This window comes from Ruegeria sp. AB11 (assembly GCF_056536325.1).
On record NZ_JBQFJO010000001.1, the window covers coordinates 366,636 to 384,425 of the forward strand.

At 55.4% G+C, this 17,790-nt stretch carries 18 protein-coding genes; 5 read left to right on the forward strand and 13 right to left on the reverse strand.

The features are described from left to right. Position 1 precedes the first annotated feature (1 nt). Both ACR3EJ_RS01930 and ACR3EJ_RS01935 read left to right on the forward strand, forming a co-directional pair. Positions 2 to 322, forward strand: coding sequence for a hypothetical protein (locus ACR3EJ_RS01930; protein WP_170544813.1), 321 nt, complete (start codon positions 2 to 4; stop codon positions 320 to 322). 163 nt (positions 323 to 485) lie between these two features. Next, positions 486 to 1,016, forward strand: coding sequence for a hypothetical protein (locus ACR3EJ_RS01935; protein ID WP_170544816.1), 531 nt, complete (start codon positions 486 to 488; stop codon positions 1,014 to 1,016). A gap of 49 nt (positions 1,017 to 1,065) precedes the next feature. On the opposite strand, the gene ACR3EJ_RS01940 is transcribed toward ACR3EJ_RS01935, so the two are convergent. Genes ACR3EJ_RS01940 through pgsA form a run of 3 tightly spaced genes read right to left on the reverse strand, consistent with a single transcriptional unit; the run spans position 1,066 to position 2,428 of the window. Further along, positions 1,066 to 1,509 (reverse strand): molybdopterin synthase catalytic subunit, encoded by a 444-nt coding sequence (locus tag ACR3EJ_RS01940; RefSeq protein WP_170544819.1) that lies wholly within the window; start codon positions 1,507 to 1,509, stop codon positions 1,066 to 1,068. Position 1,510: 1 nt separating this feature from the next. Further along, a complete protein-coding gene (moaD, locus tag ACR3EJ_RS01945; RefSeq protein ID WP_010443581.1) occupies positions 1,511 to 1,756 on the reverse strand; it encodes a molybdopterin converting factor subunit 1 in 246 nt (81 codons plus the stop codon). A gap of 3 nt (positions 1,757 to 1,759) precedes the next feature. Further along, the gene (gene pgsA / locus ACR3EJ_RS01950; RefSeq protein ID WP_170544821.1) at positions 1,760 to 2,428 is read right to left on the reverse strand and encodes a CDP-diacylglycerol--glycerol-3-phosphate 3-phosphatidyltransferase; all 669 of its coding nucleotides are present in this window, start codon (positions 2,426 to 2,428) and stop codon (positions 1,760 to 1,762) included. Positions 2,429 to 2,618: 190 nt separating this feature from the next. On the opposite strand from pgsA, the gene ACR3EJ_RS01955 reads away from it, so the two are divergent. After that, the gene (locus ACR3EJ_RS01955; protein ID WP_170544824.1) at positions 2,619 to 3,503 is read left to right on the forward strand and encodes a DMT family transporter; all 885 of its coding nucleotides are present in this window, start codon (positions 2,619 to 2,621) and stop codon (positions 3,501 to 3,503) included. Here ACR3EJ_RS01955 and uvrC read toward each other — a convergent pair. The 7 genes from uvrC to ACR3EJ_RS01990 form a co-directional block, all read right to left on the reverse strand. Continuing rightward, on the reverse strand, positions 3,500 to 5,374 hold the full coding sequence (uvrC, locus tag ACR3EJ_RS01960; protein ID WP_170544925.1) for an excinuclease ABC subunit UvrC: 1,875 nt from the start codon (positions 5,372 to 5,374) through the stop codon (positions 3,500 to 3,502). The two genes, ACR3EJ_RS01955 and uvrC, sit on opposite strands and share 4 nt — an antisense overlap. Before the next feature lie 290 nt (positions 5,375 to 5,664). Then, positions 5,665 to 6,444, reverse strand: a complete 780-nt coding sequence (locus tag ACR3EJ_RS01965; RefSeq protein WP_170544828.1) for an SDR family oxidoreductase — start codon at positions 6,442 to 6,444, stop codon at positions 5,665 to 5,667. 21 nt (positions 6,445 to 6,465) lie between these two features. Next, positions 6,466 to 7,428, reverse strand: coding sequence for a calcium/sodium antiporter (locus tag ACR3EJ_RS01970; RefSeq protein ID WP_010443576.1), 963 nt, complete (start codon positions 7,426 to 7,428; stop codon positions 6,466 to 6,468). A 168-nt stretch (positions 7,429 to 7,596) separates the two neighbouring features. Next, on the reverse strand, positions 7,597 to 8,394 hold the full coding sequence (locus ACR3EJ_RS01975) for a S49 family peptidase (RefSeq protein WP_170544831.1): 798 nt from the start codon (positions 8,392 to 8,394) through the stop codon (positions 7,597 to 7,599). A 104-nt stretch (positions 8,395 to 8,498) separates the two neighbouring features. Next, positions 8,499 to 9,260, reverse strand: coding sequence for an ABC transporter permease (locus ACR3EJ_RS01980; protein ID WP_170544834.1), 762 nt, complete (start codon positions 9,258 to 9,260; stop codon positions 8,499 to 8,501). Next, complete coding sequence (locus tag ACR3EJ_RS01985; RefSeq protein WP_170544838.1) at positions 9,257 to 10,186, reverse strand: ABC transporter ATP-binding protein; 930 nt, start codon at positions 10,184 to 10,186, stop codon at positions 9,257 to 9,259. The genes ACR3EJ_RS01980 and ACR3EJ_RS01985 overlap by 4 nt, the downstream gene beginning before the upstream one ends. A gap of 93 nt (positions 10,187 to 10,279) precedes the next feature. Further along, entirely contained in the window at positions 10,280 to 10,795 is a 516-nt protein-coding gene (locus ACR3EJ_RS01990; RefSeq protein ID WP_170544841.1) for an SRPBCC family protein, read from the reverse strand. Positions 10,796 to 10,939: 144 nt separating this feature from the next. On the opposite strand from ACR3EJ_RS01990, the gene ACR3EJ_RS01995 reads away from it, so the two are divergent. After that, entirely contained in the window at positions 10,940 to 12,034 is a 1,095-nt protein-coding gene (locus ACR3EJ_RS01995; RefSeq protein ID WP_170544845.1) for a CaiB/BaiF CoA transferase family protein, read from the forward strand. 58 nt (positions 12,035 to 12,092) lie between these two features. Here ACR3EJ_RS01995 and hemE read toward each other — a convergent pair whose 3' ends face one another. Next, positions 12,093 to 13,127, reverse strand: coding sequence for a uroporphyrinogen decarboxylase (gene hemE / locus ACR3EJ_RS02000; protein WP_170544847.1), 1,035 nt, complete (start codon positions 13,125 to 13,127; stop codon positions 12,093 to 12,095). A 107-nt stretch (positions 13,128 to 13,234) separates the two neighbouring features. On the opposite strand from hemE, the gene hemC reads away from it, so the two are divergent. Then, positions 13,235 to 14,191, forward strand: coding sequence for a hydroxymethylbilane synthase (gene hemC, locus ACR3EJ_RS02005; RefSeq protein ID WP_170544851.1), 957 nt, complete (start codon positions 13,235 to 13,237; stop codon positions 14,189 to 14,191). Positions 14,192 to 14,427: 236 nt separating this feature from the next. Here the strand turns inward: hemC and ACR3EJ_RS02010 are convergent, their stop codons facing one another. Together ACR3EJ_RS02010 and ACR3EJ_RS02015 are read right to left on the reverse strand one after the other, a co-directional pair. Then, the gene (locus ACR3EJ_RS02010; RefSeq protein WP_480422538.1) at positions 14,428 to 16,662 is read right to left on the reverse strand and encodes a CHASE2 domain-containing protein; all 2,235 of its coding nucleotides are present in this window, start codon (positions 16,660 to 16,662) and stop codon (positions 14,428 to 14,430) included. Between the two features lie 48 nt (positions 16,663 to 16,710). Beyond that, a complete protein-coding gene (locus ACR3EJ_RS02015; RefSeq protein ID WP_480422540.1) occupies positions 16,711 to 17,715 on the reverse strand; it encodes a FecR family protein in 1,005 nt (334 codons plus the stop codon). Between the last annotated feature and the right edge of the window lie 75 nt (positions 17,716 to 17,790).

Below are 17,790 nucleotides of genomic sequence, written 5' to 3' on the forward strand. Positions count from 1 at the left end.
AGTGAACAGAATCGAATTCGTTATCGCCACCGCTATCATCCTGTTTGCTGCCTTCTGCATGGGCTGGTTTGCGAACTGGCTGGCACATCGACTGTCGCGCGTCCGTCAAAGCGACGTGGCTGATCTGGACCGCATGAGCCAGGAGTTGCACGAGGCCGAGGAAACGCGCGATCAGGCGATCACATACCTGCAACAGCGCGAGGCCGAATTGACCAACCAACTGACCCAGGCCGAGGCCGAACTGGCCGCCGCCATGGACGGATTGCGCGCCGCAAGGCAAGAGGCTGAAGAGCTGCGTGGTAGGATCAACAACGCAGACTGATCTTGGCAACCTAGAAAGCTAATCCTGTTTCTACGCTTAGATCGGCGTATTTTGGCCGATAGGCGAGCACTGTCTTCATTTCCACAACTTATTCAATAATATGAATTGGTGTGTTTTTGCCTGCGCACTGAACTGTTCACGATCCAAGAAACTGGAGTGTACTATGTTTTTCAATCCAACTTTTAAGACCGCCGCAATCCTTGGGATGTTTGTGACGACCGCTGCAGTCGCCTCAAGCGATGTGATCCCGTCAGAGAATGACACCTTTACAAAATGGGGCGAAGAGTCCGGTTGGACCATCTATGTGGATGAAACCCGTGGGTCCTGCCTGATCGAGCGTGTCGACGGTAACAGCAACGTCGTTCAGATGGGACTGACAAAAGATCAGGAGATGGGTTATCTCGGCGTCTTCACACAAAACGACATCGGCTTGAAAGGCAAAAAGGAGGAAATCATCCTATCGCTGGACGGCAACGTTTACTCGGCCGAAGCGCGCAAGAAGACAAAGCACCTCGCTGAAGGATACACAGGGGGCTACATTCTGGCCAACAATCCGCAATTTGTCGAAGACGTCATGAAGAAATATGAGATGACGGTTTTCCCGGAAAAAGAAACCGGATTCACCGTAAGCCTTGATGGCACTCTGAAGGCGATCGAAGCTGCTCGGACCTGCAACACGGAACAAAGCAGTTAAGTCGATCAACCCAATCTCGGCATCCGGCAACGGGTGCCGGACCCAGTCTTTACCACCGAGTCAGCGCGTCCTCGTCCTCATCCTTGGCCGCGACCCATTCGGCCCCGCCCGAGGTGATTTCTTTTTTCCAGAATGGAGCGCGGGATTTCAGGTAGTCCATCAGGTATTCCGCCGCCTCGAACGCATCCTTGCGGTGCCGTGCAGCGGTGGCCACCATCATGATCCGGTCGCCCGGCGCAAGCCGCCCATGGCGGTGGATCACCAGCACATCCCCCAAAGACCAGCGTTTCTGAGCCTCTTCGGCGATCTTGGTCAAGGCGCGCTCGGTCATTCCGGGGTAGTGCTCGATCTCCATCACGTCCAGATCGCCCGAAGCAAGATCACGGACGACGCCTGTGAAGGTCACGATGGCCCCATTGGCGTCATCTCCGGCGGCAAAAGCACTGGCCTCGGCACCCAGATCGAACTCTTCTTCCTGAACCGAGATGCGCAATTTAACCACCGGTCATGGGTGGGAAAAACGCGACCTCGCGCACTCCCGCCAGTGACGCGTCAAAATCTGACAATTCCTGATCCAGAGCCACCCGCAGCGCGGACAGATCGGCAAAGGCCGCCGCATAGCGATCCTCTCGCGCGCTAAGCTCGGCGACCAGATCAGACACCGTTGCGGCCTGCGTCTCAACCTTTTCTTTCGGCAGACCGATGCGTTCACGCACCCAGGCGAAATACAGCACGTCCATTGCTTAGCTCTCCTTCAGATGGGGCATGGCTTTACGTAGGTAGTCATAGCCGGTGATCAATGTCAGCGTCGCAGCGATCCACAGCAGCCACAGACCAATACGGCCAGACCAGAACATGCCTTCAAGATGCCAGCGCACGTGGCCCAGATCCTCCACCTGCCCGGTCAACACCTGATCGATGGTCGTGGCGTCCATTCCGAACGTGGCCATCACGAAGTGGTGTTCGAATATGCCCTGCGAAAACAGGATCGCGATTGCCACCATCTGTGCCGTCGTTTTCCACTTGGCCAGTTTCGTGACCTTCAACGTCCCAGCCACGTCACCCAGATACTCCCGCAGACCTGAAACAAAGACTTCACGAAACAGGATGACCGTTGCGGGCAGCACCAGCCATGGCGTCCAGTGCTCGGTCGAGTAGCCCACCAGGATCATCAACGCGATCACAACCATAGCCTTATCAGCGATTGGGTCCAGCATGGCCCCGATTTTGGTTTCCTGTTTCCAAGCCCGCGCAAGATAGCCGTCGAACCAATCAGTGATGGCCGCAGTCAGGAACAGGATCAGCGCAAACCAATCCGCATAGGGGCGCGTGAAATACAGAAACATCACGGCAAGACCTGGCGCGGCCACGAGGCGCAGGACGGTCAGAATATTCGGCAGGTTCCATTTCATGGCTTGGACCCTACATCGCCGGCCCGGGACATAAAAGATGAGGTCGCGAAAAACTCACAGTACACAAGCGTTTGGCACATGGCACGTCACAGAGTCGCAACAGTAGAGAAGTCTTCAGATTCATCTTGGCATCGCAAGACATTGAAGTCAGATTGGCGGATGGCCCGACCTGAAAGCACCTGAACCCCACATGACACCGCATATCCAAACCGACCCCCGGTCGAACCTGATCGGTAGCGCCTGGATGATCGCCGCCATGGCTTTGTTCGCGATCGAAGACGCGCTGCTAAAAGGCGCATCGGCTGACTTGCCGATCTGGCAGGTTTTGCTTCTGTTTGGCATGGGCGGATCAATGATTTTTGCCTGCGTCACAACCTTACGCGGCGGGCGGATATTCCATCCCGATGTCTTGTCTCGGCCCATGAAAATTCGCGTCTTTTTCGAGATCCTCGGACGGATGTTCTATTTGCTGGCAATCGCTCTGACGCCACTCTCATCTGCGACAGTGATTTTGCAGGCCACGCCGCTGGTCGTGGTTGCTGGTGCGGCGCTGTTCTTTGGGGAAACCGTCGGCTGGCGACGCTGGAGCGCGATTGCAATTGGTCTGGTCGGTGTCGTCATCATCATCCGACCAACAGGCGATAGTTTTACGATGCTGTCACTTCTGGCGGTGTTCGGGATGTTGGGATTTGCGGGTCGCGATCTGGCGAGCCGCGCCGCGCCCGCGACACTGGGTGCAGACGTGCTGGGGTTCTACGGGTTCCTCTCTGTCGTGGTTGCTGGGATCGCCTATAGATTCTACGAGGGCGCGCCGATGGTAGCCTTGACGGGCAGTACTGGTGCCTACATTGCGACCGCAGTGGTGATTGGGACGATGGCCTATGCGTCACTCATGAAAGCGATGCGGACGGGCGAAGTTTCAGCTGTGACGCCCTTTCGGTACTCCCGACTACTGTTCGGGATCGGGCTGGGTGTATTCTTGTTCAAAGAGCAATTGGATCAAACAATGTGGATTGGCAGCGCCCTGATCGTGGCCTCCGGTCTTTATATTCTCTGGCGCGGGCGAAAAGCCTAACCCTTGTCGTGGAAGAAATCATAGACCTTCTGCGCCAGCCCGGCTGAGATACCTTCGACAGCTTTTAGGTCTGCCAAATTGGCTCGGCTTACAGCTTTGGCGCTGCCAAAATGAGCCAACAGAGCACGTTTGCGTGCGGCTCCGACGCCGGGAATTTCATCCAAGGGCGTAGCACCAACCGCTTTGGCCCGTTTCGCACGGTGCGTCCCGATGGCAAAGCGGTGGGCCTCGTCCCTCAGGCGCTGGATGAAGTACAATACGGGGTCATTGCGTTTCAAGGCAAAGGGGCGTTGGCCGATGCGATGAAACTCTTCTTTGCCATGGTCGCGATCCACGCCTTTGGCGACACCGATCATTGGAATATCTTCGACCCCATGTACCTGCATGATCTCGTGCACAGCACTCACCTGTCCAGCTCCGCCATCTATCAACAGCAGGTCAGGCCATAGTCCCTTATCGCGATCCGGGTCTTCTTTTTGCAGGCGAGTGAAACGGCGGGTCAGGACCTCTTTCATCATGCCGAAATCATCACCCGGGGTCAGATCGTCGCCACGAATGTTGAACTTGCGGTAAGCGTTCTTCATGAACCCTTCAGGACCTGCGACGATCATGCCCCCTACTGCGTTAGTTCCTTGTATGTGAGAGTTATCGTAAACCTCGATCCGGTTCGGCGGTGCGTCCAGATCAAATGCCTCGGCCACACCCCGCAGCAATTTGGCCTGCGTGGCACTTTCTGACATCCGTCGGGCCAGTGATTCACGCGCATTGCGTAAGGCACCAGCCACCAATTCCTGTTTCTCGCCACGCTGGGGCACATTGATTTCAACCTTACGGCCGGCTTTTTCGGTTAGCGCCTGTTGCATCAGATCGGCGTTTTCGATTGCATCAGACAGGATCAACTGACGCGGCGGTTCCTTACTGTCGTAGAATTGCCCCAGGAACGCCTCCATCACCTCTGCCGGAGACACGTCCGCACCAACGCGCGGATAGAAGTCCTTATTGCCCCAGTTTTGATTGGCGCGGATAAAGAACACCTGTACGCAGGCATGCCCGCCGTCCATATACAGGCCGATCACATCCGCCTCAGCCACACCGCGCGGGTTGATGCCCTGGCTGGTCTGCACCTGCGTCAATGCCCGGATTCGGTCGCGCAGACCAGCGGCGCGCTCGAATTCCATCGCCTCGGACGCGGCCATCATCTGATCGGCCAAATCTTCCTGCACCTTGGTGGATCTGCCAGATAGAAACCGTTCGGCGTCCTTTACGCTTTCACGATAGTCCGCATCGGAAATCAGCCCAACACATGGCCCAGAACAACGCTTGATCTGGTAGAGCAAGCAAGGCCGCGTGCGGCTATCAAACATTGAGTCAGAGCAATTCCGCAGCAGGAATGCTTTCTGCAACTGGTTCAGCGTCCGGTTTACGGCTCCAGCACTGGCGAATGGCCCGAAATAGGCGCCTTTTTCCTTCTTGGCCCCGCGATGTTTCTTGATCTGCGGAAAGGCATGATCCTTGGCGACCAAAATATTGGGAAAGCTTTTGTCGTCCCGCAGCAGCACATTGTATTTTGGCTTGAGCTGCTTGATCAGGTTTTGTTCCAGCAGCAGTGCCTCGGTCTCTGTCCGCGTAGTCAGGAACATCATCGAAGCGGTCGCTGCGATCATCTTCTCGATCCGGCCCGAATGCCCGGGTCGCGTATAGTTCGACACCCGTGCCTTCAGGTTGCGCGCTTTGCCCACGTACAGAACACGGCTGTCCGCATCCAGCATCCGGTAAACACCCGGCGAGCTGTCCAGCGTTTTCACATAGCGCTGTATGCAGGCATAGCCGGTGGCTTGTGTTGATGAATCGGGGTCGGTGCTGGCTGTCATGGCTCTGAGATATGATTCTCTGACCATGGCTGCAATCTTGAGCCCATTAGATCAAGAGAAAACAAATCCACGACTTCTGTGGATAAGTATGCAGATAACTTTTGGGGCATCGTGATTTTCCCTTGAATCATTGCCTATTCGTTGATCTGCACAAAAAATAGGCAGTATTTTAACTATTTGTTTTCAAACGATACTTTTTCTGATGTGAGACAAGTGTATGAAAATTAAGACATTTTTGTAACGTGCATGTAACGTAAATGAGAGCGGTGCAAAACTTACCGCAGTTTTACCTATTCTACGCCCAATACATCCGGTGTCTGCCAGCCCAGATGCTGCCCGCCATCCACGCACAAAAGCTGACCGGTGACCGAATGCGCATCCAGAAAATAGCCAAGCGCGGCAGTGATATCTGACGGATTCGCGCCGCGCTTAAGAATCGTGTTCCGGCGTTGAGCGTTAAAGTGCTTTTCGCTTTGTCGATGACCCTGCATCGTCGGTCCCGGGCCGATTGCGTTTACGCGGATCGCAGGTGTCAATGCCTGAGCTGCGGTTTGGGTTAGGGTCCATAGACCCATCTTGGCGATCGTATACGACATGAACTCGGGCGTCAGTTTGCGTACGCGCATGTCCACCATGTTCACGATCAGACCCACTGCCTGGGGCTCACCCTGTTCATCCAATGTCGGCTGCAATCCCTGTGCGGCCATGGCCTGCGTCAGAACAAATGGCGCGCGCAGGTTGCTGTCGAGGTGGCGATCCCAGCTGTTGCGCGTAGCGGTATGAATATTGTCATATTCAAAGATCGAGGCATTGTTGACGAGGCAAGTTATCGGCCCGCCAAGCGCCTCGACCGAGCGGGGCAGCAACGAGCTGACCTGTGCTTCGTCAAGCAGGTCTGCCCGCAAAGCGACTGACTTTCGCCCCAGCGCTTGCACTTCATTCACTGTTTCAAGCGCTTCCCGTTCCGAGCTTGCGTAATGCACAGCCACATCCATCCCGCGCCGCGCCAGGTATAGTGCCATTGAGCGGCCAAGACGTTTTCCCGCTCCGGTCACCAGTGCTTGGGTCATGGGCTCTCTCCCCAGGTCTGATCAGGCCAGAAGGCTAACCACATAGATCACATAAAGTAGCGTCAGGACCAAACCCCAGACCCGCGTGATGTCCTTTTTGAAGAAAACAAACGGGACCAGCAAAAGCGATGCACCCAGCATCACCCAGAGATCAAAGCGTAGAAACTCAGGATCAACCGGGATACGCCCAAACAGAGTTGCGATACCGACAATGGCCAGCAGATTAAACATGTTCGATCCGATAACATTGCCCAGCGCCACATCTGCCTGCCGACGCAATGCCGCCATGACCGTAGTCGCCAGTTCCGGCAAGGATGTGCCAACCGCGATCAAGGTCAGGCCGATCACAGTTTCGCTCACTCCATAGCTCTGGGCGATGATGGTTGCATTGTCGACCAGCAAATGGGCACCCATTGGCAGACCGATCAGGCCCAGGATCAAATAAACTGCTACCTTCCAATAAGGCATGTCGGGGTCTGCTTCCTCCAGACCGTCCAGTTCGTCGTCATCAGCACAGGCTTCACCACAGGCTTTGCGGTGGGCATGCGCCTCGCGAAAGGCATTGGCGAGAACCAGAGCCAAAGCTGCCAGCAAGATCGCCCCACTGAGCAGATTAAAGACCCCGCAAAATGCCAACCCGATAAACAGAACCGAAGCGAGCAGCATGAAGATATAGTTTTTTCTGCTGTCACATTCGCTTGTGTGCAACGTCGCCAAAAGCGCCGGAAGCCCTAGGACCAACAGAATATTCGCCGTGTTCGACCCCACCACATTGCCCAGCGCTATCCCCGGAGCATTTTCTTTGATCGCACTGATCGCGATCAACAATTCAGGTGCCGAGGTGCCAAAGGCAACAATCGTAAGGCTGACTATCAGCGCAGGCACACCCAATCGCAGGCTGAGGTTCACGGCCCCGCGGACCAGCGCATCACCTGCCAACAGCAGGATTAGCAATCCAAGGCCAGAGAACAGCCACGCGCTCATCCACGGCCTCCTGTTTCACAAGGACAGGGGCCTTTACTGATCCGAAACCGCCCACAACGTGGACATTTTGCAGAACTCAACCGTTTCTGACCCGGAAAGCGGAGCTTTCCGAACATCGCCAGAACACCCATGGCAACCAGAAACAGTGTGACTATTTTGATGATCACGTCACAACCCGAAACGCGCGTAGGCAGCACGCTCCTCAAGCCCGGCAAAGGCATCCTGCGCAATCGTCGCCCCAAAACGGGACCAGATCGGTTTGCGCAGGCCGTAACGGCGGAATTTGACCTTATCTCCAAACTTCTCCTGCATTTTGGGCTTCAGATGTGCAATCCCGTCGATCAATCCCAACTCTTGCGCACGCCGCGCCAGCCAAACCTCGCCATTGAACAGATCAGCACTGGTATCCAGCTTGCCGTCTCGGCGAGACTTTACGTGATCAATGAAATTCTCGTGGATATCGCCCAGCAGCACTTTGAGCCGTGCAACGTCGTCTTTCTTTTCGGGGGCAAACGGATCGAGCATCGATTTCGACTGACCCGCTGTGTGCACACGTCTTTCAAAGCCCTGGCGTGCCAGAAAAACGTGCGCGCCGAAGCCAGAAGAGATCACGCCTATCGATCCCAGAACCGAACTGTCATCGGCCCAAATCTCATCTGCCGACGCCGCCAGCCAGTATCCGCCTGAGGCGGCCACATCTTCGACGAAGGCATAGACCGGAATATCAAGCTCTTCCGCCAGCCGCCGGATACGCGCACCAATTAATGAGCTTTGAACAGGCGACCCGCCCGGCGAATTGACCTCAAGCGCGACGGCGGCAGGCTTTCCTTTGCGAAAAGCTTTTTCCAGTACCGGCGCTAGGGAGGTGGCATTCATCGACCCGCGCCCAGCCATTCCGATGGCACCGGACAGGCGAACAACGGCCACCATGGGCTGCTTTTTCAGGAAGGGCAGGCTGAGTTTCATGGAAGCCGATGTAGAGGGCGCCGAGGCTGTAAACAAGAGACCCGAAGCGCCATAAACGCGACGTGAACCAATTTCACACACTTGATGGGCAAAAATGCAACGCCCTAGCTACGGATGCGCCAGCCGGTTTTGAAGATCCAACCAATGATTGCAAGGCAGATTCCGGTGAACGCAAGGATAGCCAGAAGGCTCCAAAAAATGGGTACATCGGCGATTCCGTAGAATGACCAGCGAAAGCCTGAAATCAGATAGACCACAGGGTTGAACAGTGTGATCGTTTGCCAGAGGGGCGGCAGCATCGAGATCGAGTAGAACGTTCCGCCCAGAAAGATCAGGGGCGTTACGACAAGTTGAGGGACCAACGACATCTGCTCAAAATTCCCGGCCCAGATACCCACGATAAAGCCCAGCAACGAAAAGCTGAGACAGGACAGGACTAGGAATGCCGCCATGGCAATGGGGTGTTCTATGCGAATATCGACAAAGAACGTCGCGGTGGCCAGAATGACAAGGCCGACGAAAAGCGCCTTTGTTGCCGCCGCACCCACATATCCAATCACAATCTCAATGAAATTGATCGGCGCCGATAACAGCTCGTAAATCGTGCCCAGAAACTTCGGAAAATATATTCCGAAAGATGCGTTCGAGATCGACAGCATCACCACAGACAACATGATGAGACCCGGCACGATAAAGGCGCCATAGGACACGCCCTCAATCTCTTGAATGCGACTACCGATCGCGGTGCCGAACACCACGAAGTAAAGCGAGGTCGACAGCACTGGCGACAGAAAGCTCTGTGCGAGCGTACGGAAGAACCGGGCCATTTCGAACCGGTAGATGGCGGCGATTGCGGACCAGTTCATGCGGGCTCTCCGGATACAAGATTAACGAATATCTCTTCAAGGCTCGACTGACGGGTCTGAACGTCGCGCAATACCAGACCAGCCTGCGCCACATCATTGAGAAGAGTGGTGATCCCGGTACGATCCGCATGGGTGTCGTAAGTGTAGATCAGCGAGTCTCCGGCCCCATTCAAAATCAGGTTATGCTCGGACAAGCTTTCGGGAATGGTCGATACAGGCTCGGTCAGCATGACCTCGATCTGTTTTTTACCCATCTGCGCCATCAATGTGTCCTTATCCTGGACCAGCAAAAGCTCACCCTTATCGATGACGCCGACACGGTCGGCGATTGCCTCGGCTTCTTCGATATAGTGGGTGGTCAGGATGATGGTGACACCGGCCTGTTTCAACTCGGCCACGATCTCCCACATGTCCTTACGCAGTTCGACATCGACGCCAGCGGTGGGTTCATCCAGAAACAGCACCCGTGGCTCATGCGCCAGAGCCTTGGCAATCAATACGCGGCGCTTCATGCCGCCAGATAACTCCTTGATTGAATTGCGGCGCTTGTCCCAAAGGGACAGCTTGCGCAAAATCTCTTCGATCCGGGCATTGTCAGACCCGTGGCCGAACAGCCCTCGTGAGAAGCGAACAGTATTCCAAACCTTCTCGAACGGCTCCAGCGCGATCTCCTGCGGCACCAGTCCTATCATCTTTCGCGCCGCGCGAAACTCGGTCTGGATGTCATGCCCCCCCACGGTAACCGATCCTGATGTCGGAGTAGTAATGCCGCAAACGGTGGAAATCAGCGTTGTTTTACCAGCACCATTCGGACCCAACAGCGCAAGAATCTCACCTTCTTCAATGTCCAGAGACACGCCTTTCAGCGCCTCAAAACCATCGGCATAGGATTTCCGCAAATCGCGGATGGACAAAATGGTGGTCATGCGTTCCCTCGTTCTGGCCGTGCAACCTATCGCGGAGGACCATCATGGAACAGTCCAATTCCGCACAGGCTCATGCGCATGTATGCAGGGGGCTTAATCTCGCCCTGTCAAACGGCCTAGCCAACCCTTTTTGTTTTCTTCCTCGGCGTCATCGTCTTCCGGCGGTGGCCCTTCAAAGTGCTCTTGCAGATTGGCAAAAAACTGATCCGCCATCTTCTTGGCAAATCCATCAATCAGGCGGCTTCCCAACTGCGCTAGCTTGCCCCCCACTTTGGCCTCGACTTCGTACGTCAAAAGGGTGCCACCAGACTCACTTGGCTCGAAACTTACATTCGCACTGCCCTTAGCAAAGCCTGCGGCCCCACCCTTGCCCTCACCCGCGATGGTCAGACGTTCCGGTTCAACCATGTCAGACATGGTAACGGTGCCTTTGAAGGTCGCCTTCACGGGGCCGACCTTTTGCACCACGGTCGCATGGTATCCTTCAGTCGGATCGCCCGTGATCTCTTGTGCACCGCTGATGCAAGCTTTCAACACTTCAGGATCCAGCAGGGCAGAATAAACTTCGGCGGGTGACGCCTGAATTTCGCGTGTATCGCTTAGCTGCATCTGAGAACCTCTTTCATACCTACGGCAGACCGACATAGACCTAGCCCTGAATTGTCGATGCAAGCAACCCAATTGCAGGTGCAAAACAAACTCTTCGCTTGCATTCGCTGCGCCACGCAGAAACCCTGCGTCGCAGGAGGGACCATGCTGAACGGAATTCGTATCATCGAAGTCGAAGGGCTTGGCCCGGGCCCTTTCGCCGCCATGCTGCTGGCGGATATGGGTGCGGACGTCATCACTATTCACCGCAAGGGATCTGCGATCACACCTGGAATGCCTGAGCGTTCCCTTCTGGACCGAGGCAAGCGATCCATTGCGCTGGACCTCAAGGACCCACAGGAATTAGAGATAGCGAAACGTCTGATCGCAACCGCTGATGCGCTGATCGAAGGCTTTCGCCCTGGCGTGATGGAAAAGCTTGGGCTGGGCCCTGAGGATTGTCATCAGATCAACCCGAAACTGGTCTATGGCCGAATGACTGGTTGGGGCCAGCAAAGCCCTTTGTCCAACACCGCAGGCCATGATCTTAACTATATTGCGCTTTCGGGGGCGTTGTCTTACGCGTCCCCACCTGGCCAACCACCGTTAACGCCTGCAACGCTCGTCGGAGATATCGGCGGTGGCGCACTGTATCTGTCCGCAGGTCTGCTAGCCGGGCTTCTGAATGCCCAATGCACAGGAAAAGGCACGGTGGTGGATGCCGCCATCTACGATGGTTCAGCCCATATGATGAATCTGCTGATGAGCCTGCGCCAGACCGGTAACCTGTCCGACACTCGGGGTGAAAGCCTGCTGGACGGCCCGCATTGGAGCCGCACTTACACGTGCGCAGACGGTGGCTTCATCTCAGTTCAATGTCTGGAGCCAAAGTTTTACGGCTGCTTTCTGGATATCCTCGGGCTTGGCGATGATGCTGAATTCGCTCGGCAATATGACCAAGCTGCGTGGCCGGGCCTGACGGAACGCCTGAGCAAAATATTTGCCGAGAAACCTCGCGATGAATGGGCGGCGCTGTTCCAAGATACAGACGCCTGCGTTGCCCCGGTCCTAAGCCCGCAAGAAGCGCTAGATCACCGCATGAACACGGCTCGCCAAACATGGATCGACCACGACGAAACACGTCAAGCCGCAGCCGCACCAAGATTCTCAACCTACGATTGGCACCCTCGATCCAGCCCAAAACGCGGAGAGCACACAGATGAAATTCTGAACGATCTCCCGCCCGCTTCATCTGGCTAAAAATATCTCGGGGGTGAATTGGCCGAAGGCCAAGAGGGGGCTGGCCCCTTAGCCCGGCTTACCGCCCGCGCACCGTATCGATCATCAGTTGAACATTCTCCGGGTCCGCATCCGGTGTGATCCCATGTCCCAGATTAAAAATATGCGGCCCCTTCGAGAAGGCCTTAACAATTCGACGTGTCTCATCAACCAGCGCCTGACCACCCGTGACCATATGCAATGAGGCCAGATTGCCCTGCACACACCCATCGACTTGTACATTCGCAGCAGCCCATTCGGGCGACACAGAATTGTCCAGTGCGACGCAATCCACTCCGGTGGCTTTGGCGAACCCGATGTAGCCCTGATCCGCTTCGCGCGGGAACCCGATGACGGGTATGCCCGGGTGACGGGCCTTTATGGCTGCGGTAATCACGCGGCAGGGTTCAACAGCGTATTTCTGAAACGCTTCGCCCTTCAATGATCCTGCCCAACTATCAAAGATTTTGACAACCTCGGCCCCGGCCTCGATCTGAGCTGACAGGTATTCAATCGTCGCGGCAGTGATCCGATGCAAAAGCGACTCGAACAGCGCAGTGTTTTCTTCGCGCAGCGTATGGGCTGGCCCCTGATCCGGGGTGCCCCGTCCGGCGATCATATAGGTCGCCACTGTCCAGGGCGCGCCTGCAAATCCGATCAATGTAGTTTCAGAAGGAAGCTCACGCGAAAGAATACGCACGGTCTCATAAACCGGAGACAGAGTTTCATGGATCGCATCAATCGGCTTCAGCGCATCGAATTCCGATTGCTGCGTGATCGTGGACAGACGCGGCCCCTCACCAGTGACAAACCATAAATCCGCGCCCAGCGCCTGTGGCACCAGCAAGATATCGGCAAACAGGATCGCAGCATCAAATCCGTAACGGCGGATGGGTTGAAGGGTAACCTCGGCGGCCAGCTCGGGATTATAGCACAAGGACAGGAAATCACCGGCCTGCGCACGCGTGGCGCGATATTCGGGCAGATACCGCCCGGCCTGCCGCATCATCCAGATCGGTGGAACGTCCTGAACTTCACCCGCCAGCGCCCGCAGTATTTTCTTTGTCTCGGCCATTCGTGCCCCCAGTGTTCCGGTTTGGTGCAACGGGTCGGCCCTCAGTGGCAATTTGTCAAGCTCTGCCCCCATTGTCAGGGCAATGTGACGCGACTAAAGCTGTGCACATGAGTCTGATATTGCCTACCCCCGCATCGCCTCTGAAAATCGGCACCCGTGGATCCCCGCTGGCGCTGGCGCAGGCCTATGAAACCCGTCAGAGGCTTGGTGCCGCTTTCGACCTGCCTGAGGACGCGTTCGAGATCGTGGTGATCAAGACCACCGGCGACAACCGCGCGATGATCGATGCGGACCGACCGCTGAAAGAGATTGGCAACAAGGGTCTGTTCACCAAGGAAATCGAAGAGGCGATGCTAAAAGGCGAGATCGACATCGCCGTGCATTCGACCAAGGACATGCCGGTGGAACAGCCTGACGGGCTGGTGCTGGATACATTCCTGCCACGCGAGGATGTGCGCGATGCGTTTATCTCGCCGTCATTGAGCTCGATTCACGATCTGCCCGAAGGCGCTGTTGTCGGGACGTCTTCGCTGCGCCGCCGGGCGCAATTGCTGAACCGTCGGCCCGATCTGAACGTGGTTGAGTTTCGCGGCAATGTTCAAACCCGGTTGAAGAAACTGGCCGATGGCGTGGCCGATTGTACGTTTCTGGCCATGGCCGGTTTGCGCCGGTTGGACATGAAAGACGTCCCAGCGACCGCCATTTCCACGGTCGACATGCTACCCGCGATTGCTCAGGGCACGATCGGCATTGAAAGACGCAGCGATGACACGCGCGCTGCAGAAATGCTGGCCGCAATTCATCACGTTGAAACCAGCCAGCGGCTCGCCGCCGAGCGCAGCTTGCTGGCCGGGCTGGACGGTTCATGTGAAACTCCGATAGCTGGATTGGCTGAAATCCGAGATGGCCAGTTACATCTGCGCGGCGAAGTTCTGCGCCCGGACGGGTCCGAGGCCATCAACGATGAGGTAACCGCATCGGTCGATGACGGGATCGAACTGGGCCAGTCCATGGCAGCATCTCTTCTGAAACAAGCTGGTCCAGGTTTCTTCGATTGGCGATAAGAAAAAAATTTATACAACTTCAAGGTAATGTGAACTTCTTCACTGTATCTTCTGTTGGATTGTCTAAATATGAGTTTATTCCAATGAGGATGGAAGGTCGGTCTCGAATATATCGAAAGTTTTAGCCCGTTTTTGTTTTAGATAGTATTCGAGGGGGCGAGATTGATCTTTCTGGCGGGGCGCAGTTGAAAATCAGCTGCGCCTCGTTCTTTCTCCAAAGTAATCGGGTGATGATACTATGTCGCGTTTTCGCGCAGGCCATTATGATGACTGAATACCGGTTGGGCATGCACCATCTCTGACCGAAAATCCGCAGCACGGCCGGGTAATGTGCCATAGAATGATGCCAGACCCGGCTCGACTGTCGCAGCGAGCGCTGCGCATTCTTTGCTTAGGTTCGCAACGTCAAACTGTGACGCCCGCGATCGAACGGCTTCCAATAGCCTAAAATGCGCAGCCTCCAATGCTTTAAACTCTGCGCTGCCCATCAGATTCCTGTCACCGACAAGAAGGTAAACTGGTTCTGGTTCACTCTTGCCCTTCAGATCAACAAATCCCGCCTCGAGCAGTGCCAGATCAGATTTTGTGGCCTGCTGTATCGAGTGTGAGACAAGTATGTCGTAATCCACATGTCGGCAATTCTGCTCGATCCGCGCCGCCACATTCACCACATCCCCGATAACCGTATAGTTGAACCGACGCCGCGAACCGATATTGCCGACACAGGCGGCTCCGGTCGCGCACCCGGTGGCGAGGGCAATCGGAGGACGATCGCGCATAATGGAGGAAGAGTTAAAATTCTCTAACGCCACCCGCATTTTCAATGCGGCCAATGCAGCGCGACACGGATGATCATCGACCGGCAGTGGCGCATTCCAGAAGGCCATGACCGCATCGCCGATAAACTTATCGATGGTTCCGCGTTCGACAAGAATCTGGTCCCCGATTTCAGAAAAAAGCGCGTTTAGCAAAGCCACCAAATCTGTGGCGGATACCGACTCGGACAAGGGGGTAAATCCTCGAATATCCGAGAACATCACTGTGATCTCCTGAGATTCTCCACCCAATTGCAGTTGATGCCCATTGGCCTCCATCTCATCAAGAATCTCGGGCGCTACGTAATGCGAAAAGGTTTGACGGATCACCCGCTTTTCCCGTTCGGTTGAGATAAACAGGTAGCCTGCCAACAACCCGAAATTTGCCATTCCTCCGGCCAAAGGGAAGGTCGCATCAAACAAAACCGATTGATTCTGAAATGAAAGCCAGCTGATAAGGATCACCACCATTGCCGCTACGCCGCCTGTGACAAATGATGCAACCGCTCCAAAGTTGGACATCACCACGGTGACAACAATGCCAAGAATCACAAATGCCACCAGTTCCAGCGCGGCGGTCACATCAGATCTGCTGAGCAAATCACCAACTAAAATCTGTTCGATAATCTGCGCGTGAATCGAAACGCCTGGTACGGACTCACCCAACGCTGTCTGGTGCATATCGAACAAACCGGCCGCAGACGTGCCCACCAGTATGATATGGCCCTCGATTTCTGATCGAAGCGCCGGATCATCAGGGTTTTGCATGATTGCATCTGCCGACAGATATAAATCTGGCTGATCTTTTCGATACCTGACCCAAACCTCGCCATCTTCAGTTGTTGGCAGTCGAAAATCTCCGATTTCGACCGCAAGTACGATCCCTTCTTCCTCAGAAGAGCCCTCGACCAGAATGTAAGGCGCATCCAAAGCAACTCTCAAAGCTTCGATGCCCAACCCCGGCAGCGCCCCGTCTGGTCCACCCCACAAGGCTGGAACACGTCGTACGACGCCCATCCCCCCAATCGGTGAGACATTAACGCCGCCAATTCCCGCGGCGCTGCGGTCAAGAGGTGGTGCAATTGGTGTCCAGTAAGGCACCGAGACCAACCCCGCGGTCGGGTTTTCTCCGATCTCGACGATGCCGGCCTTGGAGCTGATCTGACTTCCTTCCTGGGATGTTCGGGCGGCGGTGCCCAGTACGACTGGCCAACGAGCAGCCTCTAGCCCAAACACGACATCGTAGTCGGTTTTTTGCGCATTACTCTCAACGGTCAGAACCCCTGCAAGCGACGGGTCTTTGAGCAATCGCGCGGGGGAATATCTGTCAGGCTCGGCAAACAGCATATCAAATGCTATGGCCGCCGCGCCGTATTCACCTAGATTTTGAACCATCTGCGCCAATAGTGTGCGCGGCCAGGGCCATTGACCCCAGTTAGCCAATGACTGCTCGTCTATATCCAGAACCTTAACCGGTAATTCGGGGTTGTATTCCCTTGGCGAGATGCGCTGAAGCACGTCGAAGTAGATCAGGCGAGACATACGTACGGGGTAGGGGTCTAGAATTCTTATGAAGCAACCCAACAAGATCAGCGCCAAACCAGCCAGGCGAAAACCCAGTCGTCGACTAATTCTGGCTTTGATCTTACCCGCCACATTCGCCTCCTTGGCGCTGGGGGAAAAATAGGCTTGCGATGTCTTCACCTACCTGTTTGCGGCTGCGGACGCGTTGCCTCTATCACCCGGGCTACCACTATTCCCCTTGCCATGCCCGGGACCTTTACCTTTGCCAGGGTTCCCTGTTCCGCCTGAAGGTCCGGTTCGACCAGCAGGATTTGAACCGTCCCCTTGGCCAGAACGATTTGAGCTGACATCTGGTTCAGGTTCTGGCGCTGGGGGTTCCGGTGTCGGAGGTTCAGGCTCAGGTTCCGGTTCAGAAGTTTCAGCTCTGGACACCCTCACAACTTGGGTCTGAATGACCCTTTGAGGTGCCGCGCTTCGTTGAACCGGAATGTCTGATTGCCGAACCGCAAGAGGAACAGATTCCCTAGCGCATCCGCCAAAATCGACCTGAAGCGGACTCAGCAGATCCCTTTGCGACTGAACGAAGGGAAAGCCATTCTTAAGGGCCAACTCATATTGTTCCTGGTCGACGGGGCGACCAACATTCCCACCCAGTGAAGTCGCGAACAGGCTGCACTGGCGCCCGGTCGAGCGGCACCTACCCGATCGACTGCACATGCGGACCTTACCTTCCAATACCAGCATGGCACTTTGCTTACCCGGTACAACCCACATGTCGAAGGTTGTGCCACGTACAGCCATGGTCGCTGTGGGGGTTTGTATGGAATAGGCTCTTTTCTTACTTTTACCCGAAATGAATCGAAAACTGCCACCCAAGGCCTGAACCGCGAAAGATTTTGCTTTCTTTTTTCCGCGCAACATTGAGACATCCAGCACCATTTGTGCATTTGGGCCGATTGCGATCTTGGTATCATCTACGAACAACAACTGTACGACGCCGGATCGGTCGGTAGAAATGGTATCTCCGGAAACAACTTCCATCCCTTCACGCAGACGTATCTTTTTGCCAGCGCGAACTACATCGGCGCCCTGCTTGGCACTCAATACTTTTCCGATAGAGGCCGTGACCGATGCCGGTAATGCAGCCAGAACCATGAAAACAAAAAACAATCTTAACCAGGCCAAACCCAAGTCCCCTTCCCCCAAAAGGTACCCACTGGGATGTTAAATCACCCCTCGCCCGATATCTGTCGCCTCAGA

What these genes read in the sequence shown, in the direction of transcription:
- ACR3EJ_RS01935 (WP_170544816.1), top strand. Translation starts at nt 486, where the DNA reads ATGTTTTTCAATCCAACTTTTAAGACCGCCGCAATCCTTGGGATGTTT.
- moaD (WP_010443581.1), bottom strand. Translation starts at nt 1,756, where the DNA reads ATGGACGTGCTGTATTTCGCCTGGGTGCGTGAACGCATCGGTCTGCCG.
- pgsA (WP_170544821.1), bottom strand. Translation starts at nt 2,428, where the DNA reads ATGAAATGGAACCTGCCGAATATTCTGACCGTCCTGCGCCTCGTGGCC.
- ACR3EJ_RS01955 (WP_170544824.1), top strand. Translation starts at nt 2,619, where the DNA reads ATGACACCGCATATCCAAACCGACCCCCGGTCGAACCTGATCGGTAGC.
- uvrC (WP_170544925.1), bottom strand. Translation starts at nt 5,374, where the DNA reads ATGACAGCCAGCACCGACCCCGATTCATCAACACAAGCCACCGGCTAT.
- ACR3EJ_RS01965 (WP_170544828.1), bottom strand. Translation starts at nt 6,444, where the DNA reads ATGACCCAAGCACTGGTGACCGGAGCGGGAAAACGTCTTGGCCGCTCA.
- ACR3EJ_RS01970 (WP_010443576.1), bottom strand. Translation starts at nt 7,428, where the DNA reads ATGAGCGCGTGGCTGTTCTCTGGCCTTGGATTGCTAATCCTGCTGTTG.
- ACR3EJ_RS01975 (WP_170544831.1), bottom strand. Translation starts at nt 8,394, where the DNA reads ATGAAACTCAGCCTGCCCTTCCTGAAAAAGCAGCCCATGGTGGCCGTT.
- ACR3EJ_RS01980 (WP_170544834.1), bottom strand. Translation starts at nt 9,260, where the DNA reads ATGAACTGGTCCGCAATCGCCGCCATCTACCGGTTCGAAATGGCCCGG.
- ACR3EJ_RS01985 (WP_170544838.1), bottom strand. Translation starts at nt 10,186, where the DNA reads ATGACCACCATTTTGTCCATCCGCGATTTGCGGAAATCCTATGCCGAT.
- ACR3EJ_RS01990 (WP_170544841.1), bottom strand. Translation starts at nt 10,795, where the DNA reads ATGCAGCTAAGCGATACACGCGAAATTCAGGCGTCACCCGCCGAAGTT.
- ACR3EJ_RS01995 (WP_170544845.1), top strand. Translation starts at nt 10,940, where the DNA reads ATGCTGAACGGAATTCGTATCATCGAAGTCGAAGGGCTTGGCCCGGGC.
- hemE (WP_170544847.1), bottom strand. Translation starts at nt 13,127, where the DNA reads ATGGCCGAGACAAAGAAAATACTGCGGGCGCTGGCGGGTGAAGTTCAG.
- hemC (WP_170544851.1), top strand. Translation starts at nt 13,235, where the DNA reads ATGAGTCTGATATTGCCTACCCCCGCATCGCCTCTGAAAATCGGCACC.